This is a genomic window from Herpetosiphon gulosus, assembly GCF_039545135.1.
GTDB classification, from domain to species: Bacteria; Chloroflexota; Chloroflexia; order Chloroflexales; family Herpetosiphonaceae; genus Herpetosiphon; species Herpetosiphon gulosus.
This window is the reverse complement of the sequence record NZ_BAABRU010000001.1, coordinates 314,207-331,027: the sequence shown is the minus strand read 5'-3', so window position 1 is coordinate 331,027 and position 16,821 is coordinate 314,207. Positions and strand designations below refer to the sequence as shown.

15 protein-coding genes are annotated in these 16,821 nt (G+C 50.7%); 11 read left to right on the top strand and 4 right to left on the bottom strand.

The window, feature by feature from the left end; all coding sequences use genetic code 11:
* Positions 1-200 precede the first annotated feature (200 nt).
* Genes ABEB26_RS01470 through ABEB26_RS01460 form a run of 3 tightly spaced genes read left to right on the top strand, consistent with a single transcriptional unit; the run spans position 201 to position 2,381 of the window.
* Entirely contained in the window at positions 201-566 is a 366-nt protein-coding gene (locus ABEB26_RS01470; protein ID WP_345720164.1) for a hypothetical protein, read from the top strand.
* Positions 567-626: 60 nt separating this feature from the next.
* On the top strand, positions 627-1,523 hold the full coding sequence (gene accD / locus ABEB26_RS01465; RefSeq protein ID WP_345720163.1) for an acetyl-CoA carboxylase, carboxyltransferase subunit beta: 897 nt from the start codon (positions 627-629) through the stop codon (positions 1,521-1,523).
* A gap of 21 nt (positions 1,524-1,544) precedes the next feature.
* Positions 1,545-2,381, top strand: coding sequence for an acetyl-CoA carboxylase carboxyltransferase subunit alpha (locus tag ABEB26_RS01460; RefSeq protein WP_345720162.1), 837 nt, complete (start codon positions 1,545-1,547; stop codon positions 2,379-2,381).
* A 79-nt stretch (positions 2,382-2,460) separates the two neighbouring features.
* Here the strand turns inward: ABEB26_RS01460 and ABEB26_RS01455 are convergent, their stop codons facing one another.
* The 4 genes from ABEB26_RS01455 to ABEB26_RS01440 form a co-directional block, all read right to left on the bottom strand.
* Positions 2,461-3,786, bottom strand: coding sequence for a hydroxymethylglutaryl-CoA reductase, degradative (locus ABEB26_RS01455; protein ID WP_345720161.1), 1,326 nt, complete (start codon positions 3,784-3,786; stop codon positions 2,461-2,463).
* Between the two features lie 374 nt (positions 3,787-4,160).
* Complete coding sequence (locus ABEB26_RS01450; RefSeq protein ID WP_345720160.1) at positions 4,161-5,177, bottom strand: hypothetical protein; 1,017 nt, start codon at positions 5,175-5,177, stop codon at positions 4,161-4,163.
* A gap of 128 nt (positions 5,178-5,305) precedes the next feature.
* The gene (locus ABEB26_RS01445) at positions 5,306-6,334 is read right to left on the bottom strand and encodes a hypothetical protein (RefSeq protein WP_345720159.1); all 1,029 of its coding nucleotides are present in this window, start codon (positions 6,332-6,334) and stop codon (positions 5,306-5,308) included.
* 174 nt (positions 6,335-6,508) lie between these two features.
* Positions 6,509-8,425 (bottom strand): S8 family peptidase, encoded by a 1,917-nt coding sequence (locus ABEB26_RS01440; protein WP_345720158.1) that lies wholly within the window; start codon positions 8,423-8,425, stop codon positions 6,509-6,511.
* 280 nt (positions 8,426-8,705) lie between these two features.
* Between ABEB26_RS01440 and ABEB26_RS01435 the strand changes: the two genes are divergently transcribed.
* From ABEB26_RS01435 to hemB, 8 genes are all read left to right on the top strand, one after another.
* Positions 8,706-9,329 (top strand): MerR family transcriptional regulator, encoded by a 624-nt coding sequence (locus ABEB26_RS01435; protein WP_345720157.1) that lies wholly within the window; start codon positions 8,706-8,708, stop codon positions 9,327-9,329.
* 93 nt (positions 9,330-9,422) lie between these two features.
* Entirely contained in the window at positions 9,423-10,667 is a 1,245-nt protein-coding gene (gene hemA / locus ABEB26_RS01430; protein WP_345720156.1) for a glutamyl-tRNA reductase, read from the top strand.
* Positions 10,668-10,716: 49 nt separating this feature from the next.
* The gene (locus ABEB26_RS01425) at positions 10,717-11,415 is read left to right on the top strand and encodes a chlorite dismutase family protein (RefSeq protein ID WP_345720155.1); all 699 of its coding nucleotides are present in this window, start codon (positions 10,717-10,719) and stop codon (positions 11,413-11,415) included.
* Between the two features lie 98 nt (positions 11,416-11,513).
* On the top strand, positions 11,514-12,533 hold the full coding sequence (gene hemE / locus ABEB26_RS01420) for a uroporphyrinogen decarboxylase (protein ID WP_345720154.1): 1,020 nt from the start codon (positions 11,514-11,516) through the stop codon (positions 12,531-12,533).
* A 171-nt stretch (positions 12,534-12,704) separates the two neighbouring features.
* Positions 12,705-13,622 (top strand): ferrochelatase, encoded by a 918-nt coding sequence (gene hemH, locus ABEB26_RS01415; RefSeq protein WP_345720153.1) that lies wholly within the window; start codon positions 12,705-12,707, stop codon positions 13,620-13,622.
* A gap of 146 nt (positions 13,623-13,768) precedes the next feature.
* Positions 13,769-14,671 carry a hydroxymethylbilane synthase gene (hemC, locus tag ABEB26_RS01410; RefSeq protein WP_345720152.1) on the top strand — a complete coding sequence of 301 codons (903 nt, stop codon included), beginning with the start codon at positions 13,769-13,771 and terminating at the stop codon, positions 14,669-14,671.
* A gap of 159 nt (positions 14,672-14,830) precedes the next feature.
* Positions 14,831-15,631, top strand: coding sequence for a uroporphyrinogen-III synthase (locus ABEB26_RS01405; protein ID WP_345720151.1), 801 nt, complete (start codon positions 14,831-14,833; stop codon positions 15,629-15,631).
* Positions 15,628-16,635 (top strand): porphobilinogen synthase, encoded by a 1,008-nt coding sequence (hemB, locus tag ABEB26_RS01400; protein WP_345720150.1) that lies wholly within the window; start codon positions 15,628-15,630, stop codon positions 16,633-16,635. The genes ABEB26_RS01405 and hemB overlap by 4 nt, the downstream gene beginning before the upstream one ends.
* The last annotated feature ends 186 nt before the right edge of the window (positions 16,636-16,821 follow it).

Below are 16,821 nucleotides of genomic sequence, written 5' to 3'. Positions count from 1 at the left end.
TTGGGTGGGATGCACCATCTATTTGCATGCCCTCACCCCCTAGCCCCCTCTCCCGCCCAGCGAGGCGAGGGGGAAATATACAATCATGACGGGTGGAACGCCCCTCGCCCGCCGCAGTGGGCGAGGGGTCGGGGTGAGGGACGCTTAACGTCATAAATCATGCTCCGTCTGTTAGCTAAACTTTCAAGAAAGGAAAAGCGATGCGCTATCGACAGCAACGCACAGTTATTGTACGGTTGGGCTTGTTTATTGGGCTATTCCTAAGTCTACTTATTGGGCCAGCACTCTTGATGAAATATTATTATTTCGAGCGGATTTGCCAAGTCTATGCCCAAGCCCAGCATTTTGAGGGCAGTCGCTATAGCGCTGGTGGCCGTCATAGTCCTGAAACATGTTTTTTTGAATCGCAAAACCCCGTGCTGGTCAAGCAGATTGTTGGCTGGAATCATCAGGTTATTCGAGTACTATGGGGCCTTTATTTACCATTAGGCCCATTAGGGCTAACTGTTGGGATCTTTTTAGCGCCATGGGAAAAGCTGAAATGGTTCAAAAATAGCCGTCTATGACGCACTGCGTGCTATGCTATAATCCCAATACGGCTCAAAAATGACCGTGGAGGTTCCGACTTGAAAGATTTTTTTCGGCGTGCGCCGTTACCCTTCACGTCTTCGCGGCGTGAGCAACAAATACCAGATAATGTTTGGGCCAAATGCGCCAATTGTGGCGAATTGACCTATCAAAAACAATTCAATGATGCCTTAAAAGTCTGTCCAAAATGTAGCTATCACTCACGGATTAGCTCACGCGAATGGATCGAAGTCTTGGCTGATCCTGATTCATTCGTCGAATATGATGCCGATCTGCAAGGGATCGACATTTTGGGCTTTGTTAGCCCCAAAGATAACTACGAAGCCAAATTAGCTGCCACCAGCGAACGCACTGGCACCAACGATGTTGTGATGAGCGGTAGCGCCAGCATCGAAGGCTTGCCATTTGAAATCGCAGCCTGTAACTTTGAATTTATGGGCGGTTCGATGGGCAGCGTCTTTGGCGAAAAAGTGACGCGTGCTGTCGAACGAGCTGCCGATCGTGGCGTGCCTGTGCTAACGATCAACGCTTCAGGCGGCGCTCGCATGCACGAAGGCATTTTTGCCCTGATGCAAATGGCCAAAGTTTCGGTTGCACTCACCCGTTTGGCTCGGGTGCGCCAGCCGCATATTTCGCTCTTGGTTGACCCTTGCTATGGCGGGGTTTCAGCCTCGTATGCCTCGGTTGCCGATATTATTTTGGCCGAGCCTGGCGCGAATATTGGCTTTGCAGGGCGACGGGTGATCGAGCAAACGATTCGCCAAAAATTGCCACCAAACTTCCAAACCGCAGAATTTTTCCTTGAACATGGCATGATCGATGCAGTTGTGCCACGCTCGGACATGCGGGCAACCATCGGGCGTTTGTTACGCCTGTATCAACGCCCCACATCATCGGCTGATCATCGCGAACATGTCGTAGCGGGCCACCAATAAGCCCCACGCAGAGGTCAAAACGTGACAACGTTAACTGAGTTATTGCCTTGGGATAAGGTGCAAATCGCCCGTAATCCCCAACGCCCACGCACCCTTGATTATATTCGGGTGCTGTGTGAAGATTTTTTTGAACTCCGTGGTGATCGTCATCATGGCGATGATCAGGCGCTGGTCTGTGGTATAAGCAAAATCGATGGCCGCAGTGTGGCGATCATCGGCCATCAAAAGGGCAGCGACACCAAAGAGAATGTTCGCCGTAATTTCGGCTCACCGCACCCCGAAGGCTATCGCAAGGCTCTGCGGGTGATGGAGCATGCCAAAAAATTCAACATGCCGATTTTGACGTTAATTGATACTGCTGGCGCTCACCCAAGCATGGCCGCCGAAGAACGTGGTCAAGCCGAAGCCATCGCCCGTAATTTATTGGTCATGGCCGATTTGCCAGTGCCAATTATTGCGACCGTGATCGGCGAAGGCGGCTCTGGGGGTGCTTTGGCGATCGGGGTTGCTGACCGTTTGTTGATGCTTGAACATGCTGTTTATTCGGTGGCCTCGCCCGAAGCCAGCGCCGCAATTCTCTGGCGCGATTCGAGCAAAGCCTCGGAAGCGGCCAAAGCCATGAAAATCACGGCCCAAGATCTCCACAGTTTTGGCATTGCCGATACCATTATTCCCGAGCCAGAGGGTGGGGCGCATATGGATGTACCAGTGATTTTGCAAGCAGTTGCTAGCGCACTGCGTGAGCAAATTACGGCCCTGAGCGAGCTAACAATCGATCAATTGCTTGAACAACGTTATGCCAAGTATCGGGCAATTGGACGCTTTCGCCAAGCCCAAACTACGCTGGTTGAAGGTTAAAAACACTTGTAAGGTTAAACAATTTGGCCAGCACCTTGTCTACGAGGTGCTGGCCTTTTGGCTTAAGGAGCAGGTTTATTTAGCAGGGAACCCCAACCTCAATCCGTTGCAATGCAAACATATCGTGCATTTCGCGCACAATTTCGGCAGCACGAGCTGGCTTGATGCAACGTTCAGCAATCAAACGCTCAGCAACTTCTTCGACCAAGGCGGGTGCTGCACCCGCACTCATGGCAATTTGGCGTGCATGCAAGCTCATATGGCCACGTTGAATGCCTTCGGTTGCCAAAGCTCGCATCGCCGCTAAGTTTGAGGCCAAACCAGCACAGACACAGACTTCAGCCAATTCGCGGGCTGAACTAACATTCAACAACTTCAAAGCCGCCGCCGCCGTTGGATGCACCTTAACTGCGCCACCCACAATTCCAACTGCTAATGGCATGGTCAATGTGCCAACCAAATTGCCTTCAGCATCCTGTTCCCAAGTGGTCAACGAGGTATAGCGGCCATCACGAGCAGCGTAGGCATGCGCCCCCGATTCAATTGCCCGCCAATCTTGACCTGTTGCCAGCAACACCGGATCGATCCCGTTCAAAATACCTTTATTGTGGGTGGCCGCGCGATAGGGATCAACGGCAGCAAAGGCATAGGCCCATAAAATCCCCTCGATCACATCCTCACCCCGCAAATCTGATCGATCTAAAGCGCGGGCTGGAATAACACAACGGGCCGTCGCCAAACGCCGATCGCTCAAGTTCGAGAGAATCCGCAAGTAGGCACGACCACCAGTTAATGCTTCAAGTCGTGGGGCCACTGCCTCAGCCATAGCGTTGATCGCGTTGGCACCCATCGCATCCAAACAATCAACGATTAAGTGCACCACCAACATCGGCCCCATCGGGCTAGCAGGGAACGAATGCACTTCAACATCTTTGGCACCGCCGCCCAAGGCCACCAACGAGGTGCTTTGGCGATTGGCAATTGCCAACAAATCAGCTTTATTGCGCAGAATAATCTCGCTAGCAGCGGCGTGATCGGCAATATGAACGAGTTGAATTTGACCAATCATCAACGATTCGGTGCTACTGGTGGTAAAACCGCCACCTTCGCGAGCCAATTTCGCGGCAAACGAAGCCCCAGCCACGATTGATGGTTCTTCAACAACCATCGGAATCAAAGTATCTTTGCCATTAATTTGAAAGTTGGTGGCAATCCCTAAGGGTAAGCTATAGGTTCCAACTACATTTTCAATCATTTTATCGGCGCGTTCGATGGTTAAACTGCCAGCGCCATGTAACGCTCGCAAATCATCGTTATTCAAGCCATCGAAAGCCCCCACGGCTTGCAAACGATCGAGCGGCGAAAGTTGGTAGAATCCTTGTAAACGGCTATTTTTTGCTTTCATAAGAACGAAGCTCCTCTGTCGCCAAAAATGGATCGGCATGTTGTAGACGGCTGAAGTGTAGCATGTGACGCATGCCAAACCTAGCGAAAAAGCTGCCAAAACCTCTCATTCCGCTGTCGATTTAGCTACCGCTGCCAGTTTCTACGCAGATCTCAAGCCGTAGGATGGTTAACCGATTAACAAGCCATTAATAGTACTCAAGTAGGAGCGATGTGGAGAGCAATGCTTGAGCAAACCAACAATTGCCATACACCAATGGCCGATAGCCTAACAGGAATATGCCTCTAGCGCTAGACTACCTTGGTACTACCCCTAAACCACAAAAAGCCCCACAGCATTTAGGAAGCTGTGGGGCCATGATAGAAACAGTTGAGTTAGGGCATTACAGTAAAATACACATCAGCAATGTGCTTGCTGCTCTTGCCTTCCAGCGAGATCAGCCACAAGCCCGTTTCTGAACCAGCCGTTGGCCATTCAGCGTTCTCAATCGAGCCACTGGCTCCAATTCTATCGCCGTCATCGAATTTATAAACTTCGCCCGCAGGATCAACGACCCACAAAATAACTTCTTCGTTTGGCTGGAAGCCATAGAAATCGAAGAAAACAACCGTGCCAACTTGGGGGCATTTGGTGGGCCGAATATTCGCCGACACTGGATCGGGAGTTTGGGCACATTGTTCGGCTGGTGGCAGTGGTTCGCTGACATCATCCAGAATTTCTTTGCCGAGCAAGCCCAAAAGCACCTTAAATTCATCAGGATTGTTTGGATGCCATTCGAGGCGGGCACGTTCAAACCATTGGGTAACCACGGTATCGCCATTGGCATTGGTTTCAGTTTGGGCACTGGTTAAGGGCAAACCAAATAATTGCAATGAACGGGCATAGGTATCTAAGCCCTCAATTTTCAAACCATGCGATTGCCAATAGCTCTTGAAACCCAAATTGCCTGCTTGATTACAAACATTATGGCCAGTTTGTTCAAACCATAAACACCCTTCAACTGGGCCAGCTTCGCGTGGCTCGATCTCGCGACCAAGTTGGCTTAGGCGTTCTTTGCCCAATAAGCCCAATAACACTTCGTAGGGCGTGCCAGCATTTTCGGGGTGCAATTCAAAACGATTGCGTTCGAGCCATTGGGTCCAATAAAAACCATCGCTATCAACGTTATATTGGTCAGCAGCTTCAGTAATCGGATAGCCGAACACTGGCAAGCCCCCGTTATTGCGCCAATAGCTCAAGAAATCGTCGTCCAAACATTCGACAATTCCAGGCACATCAAAACATTGGGTTTCTAAGATGATTGGCTCAGCGGCGGCGGTTGGGCGTGGCTGAACAACCAAGGCGGCCACTGCAAGGGTTGCAGTCGCCAAACCAAGCATTCGACGGATCACACTCACAATTTCCTCCAAACATGCTGCAAACAGCATCAAAATAATGGGATAGCCTAATCATAACAAAAACCCAGCGTATTGGCACACGCTGGGTTGTGGTAATCAACCAATTGAGTTCGTTAGTAAACCTATTGGATAATCGTAAAATAGATGATTGCCGTATGGCCGCTGGTTGAGCCTTGCATGGTAAATTGCCATGTGCCAGGGTAGAAACCAGTCGTGCGGAATGGAACGCCGATCAATTCGCCACTTGGGCCAATATTTAAGGTGTCAGCCGTCCCAATATTGATGCCATTGGGATCGGAGATCCAAAAGCCAACTTCTTCATTAGCTTGGAATCCATACAGATCGAAGGTAAAGGTCGTGCCGGCTGGGCCACATTTAGCTGGGTTGATTCGGGCTGAAACTGAATTTGGGGTTGCAGCACAAGGGTCAGTTGGTGGCGTTGGTGGCGTTGGTTGGCTACGGCCATCGATAATTTCTTTGCCCAACAAGCCCAAAAGCACCTTAAATTCATCGGGGTTGCTAGGATGCCATTCGAGCCGAGCACGTTCAAACCATTGGGTAACAACCGTATCGCCGTTCGCGTTGGTTTCGCTCTTAGCGCTGGTTAAAGGCAATCCAAACAATTGTAATGAACGAGCATAGTTGTCCAAACCATCAATTTTCAAGCCATGCGATTGCCAATAGCTCTTGAACCCCAAATTGCCTGCTTGATCACAGACGTTGTGTCCAGTTTGTTCAAACCACAAACAGCCATCAACTGGGCCAGCTTCGCGTGGCTCGATCTCGCGGCCAAGTTGGCTTAGGCGTTCTTTACCCAACAAGCCCAACAAGACTTCGTAAGGCGTGCCTGCATTTTCGGGGTGCAGCTCAAAACGATTGCGTTCAAGCCATTGGGTCAAGTAGTTTTGCTGGGTATCGGGGTTAACTTCATTGGCAGCCGCAGTGATGGGGTAGCCAAAAACAGGCAAACCACCATTGGAGCGCCAATAGGTCAAAAATGTATCATCTAAACAATTGGTGATTCCAGGTACATCAAAGCATTGGGTGTCAAGTTTGATTGGTTCGGCGGCGGCAGTTGAACGAGGTTGGACAGCTAAACTGACTACAGCGATGACCGTAGTAACGATCCCTAAAATCCGACGTAAAACCACAATGTCCTCCAAAGATGCTGCTCTCAGCAGCCTAAAACCTATCAACGCGTCTCTTCATCAACTTGTGTACCACGCTGGTTGTTCTCTCGCAACCGAATCGAGCGGCGTTTCCCCATCTATGTGATACTGAAGCCAGCCCAAGAGCCAAGCTGGCTTCAGCCATTCTAAACTAGTTTAGCGCCAATTGCGATTGTTGGCATATTCTTTGGCCAGCAATCCTAACAGCACGCCCTGACCTTCGTGATATTCAAAGCGTCCACGTTCAAACCATTGGGTCGTGACGGTTGCCCCATCACGATTGGTTTCGGTGGTTGGCTCAGATAAGGGCAAACCAAACAATTGTAGGCTACGATCATATTTGCTCAAGGCAGGATCATTTAGCCCATTGTTTTCCCAATATTTGCGGAACTCGCCACAAATTTTGTGCTGGGTTTGCTCAAAATACAGACAACCGTCTGCGGGTCCAGTTTTGGGGAAGTTGGCCCAATCGTCGCCGCGATCCCGCAGCACTGCATCACCTAAGCGACCAAGTAACACATTATAAGGTGCAGCTTTTTCAGGGTGAAACTCAAAGCGTTGGCGTTCGAAGTATTGGACTGTAAATGAACCTTCAGGAGTTTGTTCGGTAAATTCTTCGCTAATTGGGAAGCCAAAAACCGCCAAGCCGCCGTTACGATCCCAGTAGTTTTTGAACTCGCCACGCAAGTTATGGCCAGTTTCGGGGAAGTAGACTTCACCGACCGGTGCTGGCAATGGTGGCGCTCCCACAGGCACAAACGCAGGGTTACCTGGTTGTGGTTGTGGAGTTGGTGGTTGCGGTGCTGGTGGTGCTGGTGGTTGCGGTTGGGGTTCGCCAGGAATCGTCCGCAAAACAGCATTTTGGACTGTCTTGTAGGTATCCAGTCGGCCAAAACCACTATAGACATCCTTGCCGGGAGTCATAATATCAACAGCACTACCAGTAATCAACTTTTCAATTTGATCGACTGAAAGTTCAGGCCAAACGCTCAACGCCAAGGCCGCCGTGGCAGCCACAAACGGACAGGCTGGCGATGTGCCGCTACCAATTTCATAGCCATCACCACGATCCCAACCAGTCGTCACAATATCTACGCCTGGAGCAGCAATATCAACATAATCGCCATATGATGAGAAGCTTGCAATCCGATCGTCGATTGACGTGGCTCCAACCGCAATCACATGATCAAAGGCGGCTGGATACATCCGAGGGTTGCCTTCATCGCCTGAATTGCCAGATGAGGCAAACAGTGGAATATTTTTGCTATAAATGTAATTGACTGCATCTTGTTCGGCTTGCGTGCCACGTGGGCCACCCAAACTCATACTAATGATGCGTGCGCCATTATCAGCAGCCCAATACATGCCTTCAACAATATCTGCCGATGTGCCTTGACCACGGCTGTTCAGCACTTTGACTGGCAAGATCTGACAATTCCAGCAAACCCCAGCGACACCTTGACCATTATTGGTTAGGGCGGCGGCAATCCCGGCCATGGCCGTGCCGTGACCTTGATCATCTTGGCTATTGCTGTTATTTTGCAGGGCGTTATAGCCAGGCAACACATGACCAGCTAAATCAGGGTGGGTTGGTGAAACACCAGTATCGATAATTGCAATCACCAAGCCGTTACCTTGGGTTATATCCCAAGCAGCATTAGCGCCAATTTTGGGCAAACCCCATTGTTCTGAGTAATATTCATCATTGGGATCGACCAAAATCTCACGCACAGCGTTGTATTCGGCGTAGCGCACTGCTGGATTTTTGAGCAATTGGGCAATTTTGGCATCGCCATTTGCGCCTGCGGGGAGTTTCAGCATTGCCACTTGACCAGCGCCATCAAGCATTTGAGTTGAGACCAATGGCCCAATGCCTAGCCCATTTTTCAATGCCTTAGAACCTTCAAAGAATGCCCCATTCGCACTGACACGATAGCCATCATTAAACGTTACCAGAATTTCATCGGCAATAATCTGATCATCGAGGGTTGCTGCCTGCGCTGGGCGTTGAATCAAGGGCATTAATCCAAAAGCCAACAACAATAGCAAGCCCATGCGAACGGTTCGTTGCATACGTTGCCTCACTCATTCAGTTAAATATTTGGGGAGAGCAAGCTCTCCTCTACAAGCTGGCATTATACCAGCAGCCACGCCAAATCGACAATATGCCAAATTTATAAGCGCTGCTAGTACTTTAGGGCGGTACGTTGGGCTATAGCAAACGTTACAACAGTTGTTAGCAATTGTGACGTGTCGTTAATTGTGTGTTTTGTCAACTAGACACTCTAGCAGCTTTTAGATACAATACCAGTGATAGATTTCTAGTGGTAGATTTGGTAGAATTTATAGATTCATGACAGAATTAAGTATCGACATCGACCCAGAATGGCTTTCGTTGAGTGAGGCCAGCGATTTACTTGGTGCAGCACCCTCGACGGTGCGGCGTTGGGGCGACGCTGGTTTAGTTCCAACCAAACGCACGCTTGGCGGCCATCGCCGTTTTCAGCGGGCGGCGGTTGAGCGCATGGTCAATCAGCAACAGCCCGATCATACCCCAGTGCCCGAATTAGGCCAAACCCGCCATTGGCATCTTGATACTCGCGAGTTGATGGGCCAAGGTTGGCACGCTCGGTTTGATACCAACCCAACCACCGAGCGCATGCGCGGCTTAGGCCAGCGTTTGTTTGGCATGTTGATGCAATATGTCAATAGCAACGATCTTGATGAGCGAATCTTGGCCGAGGCCAAGGCTGTTGGGGCTACCTATGGGCGCGAAGCTCGCGAAATGGGAGTCTCGATGCACGATACAGTTGAGGCCTTTTTGTTTTTTCGGCGGGCGTTTGCCCAGTTGGCCAAGCCACAATCGGTCCGTCCAATCGATGTGGCAACCGTCGTAGAACTGCGGACACGCCTCGATTTGTTTATGGATGCAACGCTGCTCGGAACAATCGAAGGTTTTGAACAAGCAGGCTCGTAAGTGCAAAAGCAAATTCGCATCGATCATGCTTTGGGGATTTTTGTTGGTTGCGCTCGATGATGATTGCTATTTGCTTTTTACTGGGAGTTTATTGTGCAACTGGTGGTTGTGGGGGCACATCAACGCACGGCCCCAATTTCAATTCGTGAGCGCATCGCCTTTGCCGAGGCCGATTTAGCTCAAGCCCTGAGCAGCCTACGCCAGATCGCCGTTGAAGGGTTCATCCTCTCAACCTGCAATCGGGTGGAGTTGTATGCCTTGCTGGAAGAAGCCGATGGCGGGCGTTCGTTACGCCAATTTTTGGCTCAGCATCGCTCAATCGATCTCGATGAACTCATGCCGCATGTCTACACCTATCTCGATGAGGATGCTGTGCGCCATTTGTTTCGGGTGGCTTCGGGCCTAGATTCGATGGCACTGGGCGAGGCTCAAATTTTGAGCCAAATTAAAACCGCCTATAACGCCGCTCAACAAACCGAGTTGCTGGGCACAACCATGCATCGTTTGATTCAGGCTGCCTTGACTACTGGTAAGTTAGTACGCACCGAAACTCAATTGGCTCATGCTCAATTATCAGTCGTTTCGGTTGGCCTTAGCCTCGCCCGTCAACACCTCGATCTCACTGATCGTTCGGTGGTGATTATCGGGGCCGGACGTACTGGCGAGTTGGCACTCAAACATTATTTGGAATATACCAGCAATATCACCCTGCTAAGCCGCACCTTTGAACGAGCAGTACGTTTGGCTGAACATCATAAGGTTGTAGCCAAGCCAATCAGCGAACTTACGACGGTGTTGCAGGCCAGCGATGTGGTAATTAGCTGTACGTCATCGCCTGAATTGATGCTTGATTTTGAGCAAGCGCAAGCGTTGCAAACTCAACGCCAACGCCAATGGGTACTGCTCGATTTGGCCGTGCCGCGCGATATTGATCGCCATGTTGGGGCGTTGCCTGAGGTTTGGCTCTACGATGTCGATGATATGCAGGCGATTTGCGAACGCAACCGCGCTAGCAAAGCTGCCGAAGTCGCTGGAGCCGAGGCCATCGTTGAACGCGAGTTGATTAAATGGCAGGAATGGTGGTTGACCCAAGCCGTGCTGCCAACGATTCGGGCCTTACGTGCGCATGCCGAGGCAATTCGTTTAGCCGAGCTTGAACGCACGCTCGCCCGTTTGGATCTTTCTGAGCAGCAGCAACAAGCAGTTTCGGCCTTGACCAGCGCGATTATCAATAAATTATTACATCAACCAATGCGGGCGATTAAAGATACTGCGGCCAGCCCACAGTTGGCCCACGCCGCCCAGCAATTATTCCGCCTCGATTTTGAGGCAATCTAATTCAGATTTGATGGGCAATCCATCACTGTTATAAAGGAATTAAGCTTCCATGGAAGACGTTAAATTGCCAAATTCCACCGAAGGCCAATTGTTTGTTCAATACACCACCTTCAAGGCTGCCCCAGAATGGCGACGCTTGCCCGCCGCAGCCCGCGAAGATTTGCGCGAACAATTCGCCCAAGTGGTCGAAGAGGCTTATCCTTCGATTGTGACCTATGCCTATAGCACAATTGGCTTTAAGCTCAACTCCGATTTGTTGCTGTGGCGCAAGGGCACGTCGCCAATCGCCATGCAAGAAATGACCAGTCGCTTGTTGCAAACTGGCATCGGCGCGTATTTTGAGCAAACCAACCTCTACTTTGGCTTTACTCGGCCTTCCAACTACACCAAACGCCCCACTACCCAAGAACAAGCGATCGACCTCGAAGATCGCGAACCGTATTTAATTGTTTATCCCTTTACCAAAACCAAAGAATGGTATTTGATGAGCCGCGATGCTCGCCAAGGCATGATGAACGAGCACATTCGCGTCGGCCACGAGTATGCTGATGTGCGCCAAGTCTTGCTCTACACCACTGGCATCGATGATCATGAATTTATTGTGGCTTATGAAACCGATAGCTTGCCACGCTTTGAAGAATTGGTGATTGCGTTGCGCTCAACTGAAGCACGCCGCTACACCCTCAACGATACGCCAATCATCACTGGGGTCAATCGGCCAATTCGCGAAGCCTTAACCATGATTTAGGCGGCCAATCGAGCCAGAATAGCTGTAGTAACCGAGATTCTGGCTTGATTTCTTGATCGAACGGATTCAGCAAACCATACAAGGACATATCAATTATTATGCAAGATCGATTTTTGCGAGCCTGTCGGCGCGAAACTGTGGATACCACCCCAGTTTGGTTTATGCGTCAGGCTGGCCGTGCGCTGCCCGAATACCGTGCCATCCGCGAGCAATATGGCTTTATGGATATTTGCTATCAGCCCGAATTGTGTGCTGAAGTAACCTTGCAGCCAGTGCGCCGCTTGGGCGTTGATGCAGCGATTATGTTTGCCGATATTATGACTCCGCTGATTGCGACTGGCGTGGGCGTTGATTTGGTTGAAAGCATTGGCCCTGTGGTTGCCAACCCCATTCGCACGATGGCCGATGTCAGCCGTATTCGACCAATTGAGCCAGAAGTTGATGTGCCTTACATTAGCAAATCGATTCATTTGCTCAAAGTTGAGTTGGGCCAAATCCCCTTAATTGGCTTTGCTGGCGCACCATTTACCTTAGCGGCCTACTTGGTCGAAGGCAAAGGCTCAAAGAATTTTCTGAATACTAAAGCGCTGATGTATGGCAGCCCCAATGTGTGGAATGCCTTGATGGAGCGCTTGGCCGACTTGACGATCAGTTATTTGCGGGTAAAAATTGCGGCTGGCGTTGATGCGTTACAACTATTCGATAGCTGGGTTGGCTGTTTAAGCCCCCACGATTATGCAACCTTTGTACAACCCTACACCGCTCGCATTTTGAAAACCCTGCGCGAAGAAACTAATATTCCATTAATTCACTTTGGCACCAACACCACCAACCTTTTGCCCTTAATGCGCAACGATGGTGGCTCGGTGCTCGGAGCCGATTGGCGGATTCCAATCGACGAGGCTTGGGAATTAATTGGCGATGACAAAGCCATCCAAGGCAATCTTGATCCAGCGGTTTTGCTGGGGCCATGGGAATATGTACGCGAACAAGCTGCCGATATTTTGCGCCGCGTCAATCGTCGCCCAGGCCATATTTTCAATCTTGGCCATGGCATTCATCCACAAACTCCGGTTGCCAATCTCGAACGCTTGGTGGCGTTTATTCACGAGCACTAGGGTTAGGGGTCAGGGGCTAGGGGTCAGTTTTAACACAGAGGCCCAGAGAGCACGAGGGTTTAGGATTCAGGTTTGAGGCCTCAGGATCATGATGATTTAAATCCTGACCCCTAGCCCCTGACCTCTTGATCTTCGTGCGCTGCGTGGATCATTAACAGATAAGAGGAAAATATGTCAGCCAAAACAGCAGTCTTGCTGATGGCCTATGGCACGCCCAATCGCATCGATGAAGTTGAGCAATACTACATCAATGTGCGTGGTGGTCGCATGCCAACGCCTGAGCAGGTCGAAAATCTCTCAGCTCGCTATCGAGCAGTTGGTGGTCATACCCCACTGACTACATTAACCAAATCGGTAACTGAGCAGTTGCAAGCGCAGCTTGATGCCGAATTTCCCGATCAATATCAGGTCTATTTTGGAATGAAATATTGGCATCCATTAATTCCCGATGTGGTCAAGCAAATTCATGCTGATGGCATTAGCAAGGTGATTGGGCTTGCGCTCGCGCCGCATTATTCCAAAATCAGCATTGGCGGCTATCAAAAACAAGTTGATCGCGCCAACGAAGAATTTACCACCAACATCGAATTAACCATGATTAATAGCTGGCAGGAGCAACCAAAATTTCGCAATTTGATTGCTAACCGCATCAGCGAGGCCTTAGCCCAATTTCCTGCCGACGTGCGCGATCAAGTGACGGTGTTGTTTAGCGCCCATAGTTTGCCGCAACGGGTTTTGGCGTGGGGCGATCCCTATCCTGACGAGTTGTTGGGTAGCGCCAAAGGCATTGCCGAAATGCTCGAATTACCCGATTGGCGCTTTACCTACCAAAGCCAAGGCGAAACTGGCGAACCATGGCTTGGGCCTGATGTGCTCGATACCTTGGCCGAACTAGCAGCTGAAGGCAAAAAATATGTGCTGCAAGTGCCATTTGGCTTCGTCTGTGATCACCTCGAAATTCTGTATGATATTGATATTGAGGGCAAGCACAAAGCCAACGAATTAGGCTTGCAACTTGAGCGCATTCGGCTGCTCAACGATGATCCAGCCTTCGTCGATTTGCTCAAAACCGTCGTGACTGGCCAATAAGGATTTTAAGCTCCCTCACCCCCTAGCCCCCTCTCCCGCCCAGCGAGCGAGGGGGAACCAACTCAGCATGAACCCTCGACCGTCGTGAGCGAGGGGTTGAGGGTGAGGGATTTTATTCACTTATCCTATAGTTAAGAATGATCAGCATGAATAGATTAACCATTGGAACGCGCAAAAGCCAATTGGCCTTGGTACAAACCCACGCCATGCGCGATGCCCTGTTGGCGGCGCATCCCCAATTAACAATTGAACTCGAACATATCACCACCAAGGGCGATGCAATTTTGGATCGACCGTTGGCAGCGATTGGCGATAAGGGGCTGTTTGTCAGCGAAATTGAGGATGCTATGCGCAGTGGCAAGGTCGATCTGGCGGTGCATAGCGCCAAAGATTTGCCTTCAATTTTAGCGCCCGACATGACGATTGCAGCCTATCCCGAACGGGCCGACCCGCGCGATGTTTTGGTTGGAGCCGAAGGGCGCAAGCTAACCGATTTGACGCTCGGGGCCAAAGTTGGCACGAGCAGCCCACGGCGTGCCGCCCAATTGCGCAATTTACGGCCTGACCTGACAATTATTGATATTCGCGGCAATGTTGATACGCGCTTGCGTAAGCTTGATCAAGGCCAATATGATGCAATTGTTTTGGCAGCAGCAGGCTTGCAACGCTTAGGATTATTGAATCGCGTGACCCAATTTTTCGAGCCAGCCGAAATGACTCCAGCAGTTTCGCAAGGCATTTTGGGCATCGAAGCACGAGCAGGCGATCAACGAGTTGCTGAATTGCTCAAGGTGCTCGATCACGCTGAATCACGGGCGACTGCCGAAGCCGAAAAAGCATTTTTGGCCACCATTGGCGGTGGTTGCCAAGTGGCAGTTGGCGCATTTGCCACCTATCAAGCAGGCCAATTGCGCTTAATCGGCATGATTGGAGCACTGGATGGTCGCTTAGTACGCGGCGAATTAACTGGCAGCGCGAGTGAGCCGCAAGCGCTTGGGGCAAGCTTGGCGCAACAATTATTAGCGCAAGGCGGGCGGGTTTTACTTTAACTCGGTTGCGATTTAGAGCAGTTTTGGCATAGCCGATCGTGCTTGAATTAACAGCGGGCAGGCCATAATCTTGTATACTACCAATGCCGACGATTGATTAATTGCATATTGAATACTCGCCTATAGCTGCGTGCTAGCAACAGATTGTGGATTGCAACAATGACGATGCACACACCCTTAACGGGCAAGCGAATTGTGTTGACCCGCGCCCGTGAGCAGATGACCGAGTTCGCCCAACTCTTGGCAGCCCATGGAGCCGAAACGCTCTATTGCTCGGCAATTCAAACCCTACCGCCTGACAATTGGCAAACGTTTGACCGTGCTCTGAGCCAAATCGAAGGCTTCGATTGGATGATCGCTAGCAGCACCAACGCTGTGCGGGCGTTCTTCGAGCGCTATGGCGTGTTAGGGTTGCCCTGCAATGCCTTAGATCAATTGAAAATTGCCGCGATTGGCAAAGCCACCGCCAAATTATTAACTGATTTTGGCCATGCGCCCGATTTTGTGCCGCATGCCTATGTTGCCGAGCAATTTCTGGTCGAATTTCAGGATATTGCCGGTCAACGCATTTTCCTGCCCCAAGCTGATATTGCTCGCCCACTGTTGCGCGAGGCATTAATCGAACGTGGCGCAGAAGTGACAGCGGTGGTGGCCTATCGCACCGTGCCCGATCCACAGGTGGTCGAGTTGGCTGAGCTGTTACGGCAGCAACAGGTTGATGTGGTGACATTTACCTCAAGCTCAACCGTGCGCTACACCATCGAAGCTTTGCATGCAGCAGGTATGCGCAATTCACAAGAATTTTTAAATCAGACAATTATTGCAACAATTGGCCCAATCACGAGCCAAACCGCGCTTGATGTGGGTTTGCGTGTTGATATAGAGGCAGCGGAACATTCAACCCAAGGCTTAGTTGAAGCCCTGCTCGAATGGGCCAAAGCCGAGAAGGAACTGGCATGAGTATGATTGAAAGCGTGCCAACGCCCAATCGTCGCTTGCGGCGTGGGCGGCGCAACGCCACATTACGGCGCATGGTCCGCGAAACCCAATTAACTGTTGATAATTTAATTGCCCCATTATTTATTGTTGAAGGCCAGAATATTCGCAAGCCGATTAGCTCGATGCCTGGCCAATTTCAACTTTCGCTCGATCAACTTGACACTGAGATCGCTGAACTGGTTGCGGCCCAAATTCCAGCAGTACTGCTTTTTGGCATTCCCTTGCATAAAGATACTCAAGGTAGCTCGGCTTGGGATGCAAATGGCCCTGTTCCTAGCGCAATTCGGGCAATCAAGCAGCAAGCACCGCATTTGGTGGTAATTGCCGATGTTTGTATGTGCGAATATACCGACCACGGCCATTGTGGCATTTTGACCAGCGGCGAGCCAGAAACGATCACCGTTGATAACGACCCAACCTTGGAATTATTAGCCCGCGCCTCGGTCGCTTATGCAGCAGCTGGCGCTGATGTGGTTGCGCCCAGCGCCATGATGGATGGCCAAATCGCCGCAATTCGCTATGGGCTTGATCAAGCAGGCTACCACGACACAATTATTCTGTCGTATGCAGCCAAATTTGCCTCAGCTTTTTATGGTCCCTTCCGCGAAGCCGCCGAATCAACGCCCCAATTTGGTGACCGCCGATCGTACCAAATGGATGCAGCCAACGCCCGCGAAGCAATCGCCGAAACCGCGCTTGATGTCGCCGAGGGAGCCGATTGGCTGATGGTCAAGCCAGCCGGAGCGTATTTGGATATTATTCGGGCAGTGTACGAAGAATTTGATCTGCCACTAGCTGCCTATCAAGTGAGCGGCGAGTATGCCATGATCAAAGCTGCCGCTGCCAACGGCTGGATCGACGAGCAACGGGTAGCGCTCGAAAGTTTGCTGGCAATTCGCCGAGCAGGCGCAAGTATGATCATTACTTATTATGCCAAAGTGGCGGCGCAATGGTTGAAAGCCTAGGGATCAGGATTCAGGGGTTAGGGATCAGGAATTATTTAACCCAGAGGCGCAGAGCGAAGAACAGAGAACATAGAGCATAGAACATCGGGCTGGGGATCGGTGGTTGGGGATCGGGGATTGGATTTAGCCCAGAGCAAGAACATAGAGGGCTTCTTCGTGCCCTTCGTGTTCTTCGTGGTTACAATC

Bases quoted from the DNA above. Each gene is read 5' to 3' on its own strand.
- hemH (WP_345720153.1), top strand. From the start codon at position 12,705: ATGTCAGCCAAAACAGCAGTCTTGCTGATGGCCTATGGCACGCCCAAT.
- hemC (WP_345720152.1), top strand. From the start codon at position 13,769: ATGAATAGATTAACCATTGGAACGCGCAAAAGCCAATTGGCCTTGGTA.
- ABEB26_RS01455 (WP_345720161.1), bottom strand. From the start codon at position 3,786: ATGAAAGCAAAAAATAGCCGTTTACAAGGATTCTACCAACTTTCGCCG.
- ABEB26_RS01405 (WP_345720151.1), top strand. From the start codon at position 14,831: ATGACGATGCACACACCCTTAACGGGCAAGCGAATTGTGTTGACCCGC.
- ABEB26_RS01425 (WP_345720155.1), top strand. From the start codon at position 10,717: ATGGAAGACGTTAAATTGCCAAATTCCACCGAAGGCCAATTGTTTGTT.
- ABEB26_RS01435 (WP_345720157.1), top strand. From the start codon at position 8,706: ATGACAGAATTAAGTATCGACATCGACCCAGAATGGCTTTCGTTGAGT.
- hemE (WP_345720154.1), top strand. From the start codon at position 11,514: ATGCAAGATCGATTTTTGCGAGCCTGTCGGCGCGAAACTGTGGATACC.
- ABEB26_RS01440 (WP_345720158.1), bottom strand. From the start codon at position 8,425: ATGCAACGAACCGTTCGCATGGGCTTGCTATTGTTGTTGGCTTTTGGA.
- hemB (WP_345720150.1), top strand. From the start codon at position 15,628: ATGAGTATGATTGAAAGCGTGCCAACGCCCAATCGTCGCTTGCGGCGT.
- ABEB26_RS01470 (WP_345720164.1), top strand. From the start codon at position 201: ATGCGCTATCGACAGCAACGCACAGTTATTGTACGGTTGGGCTTGTTT.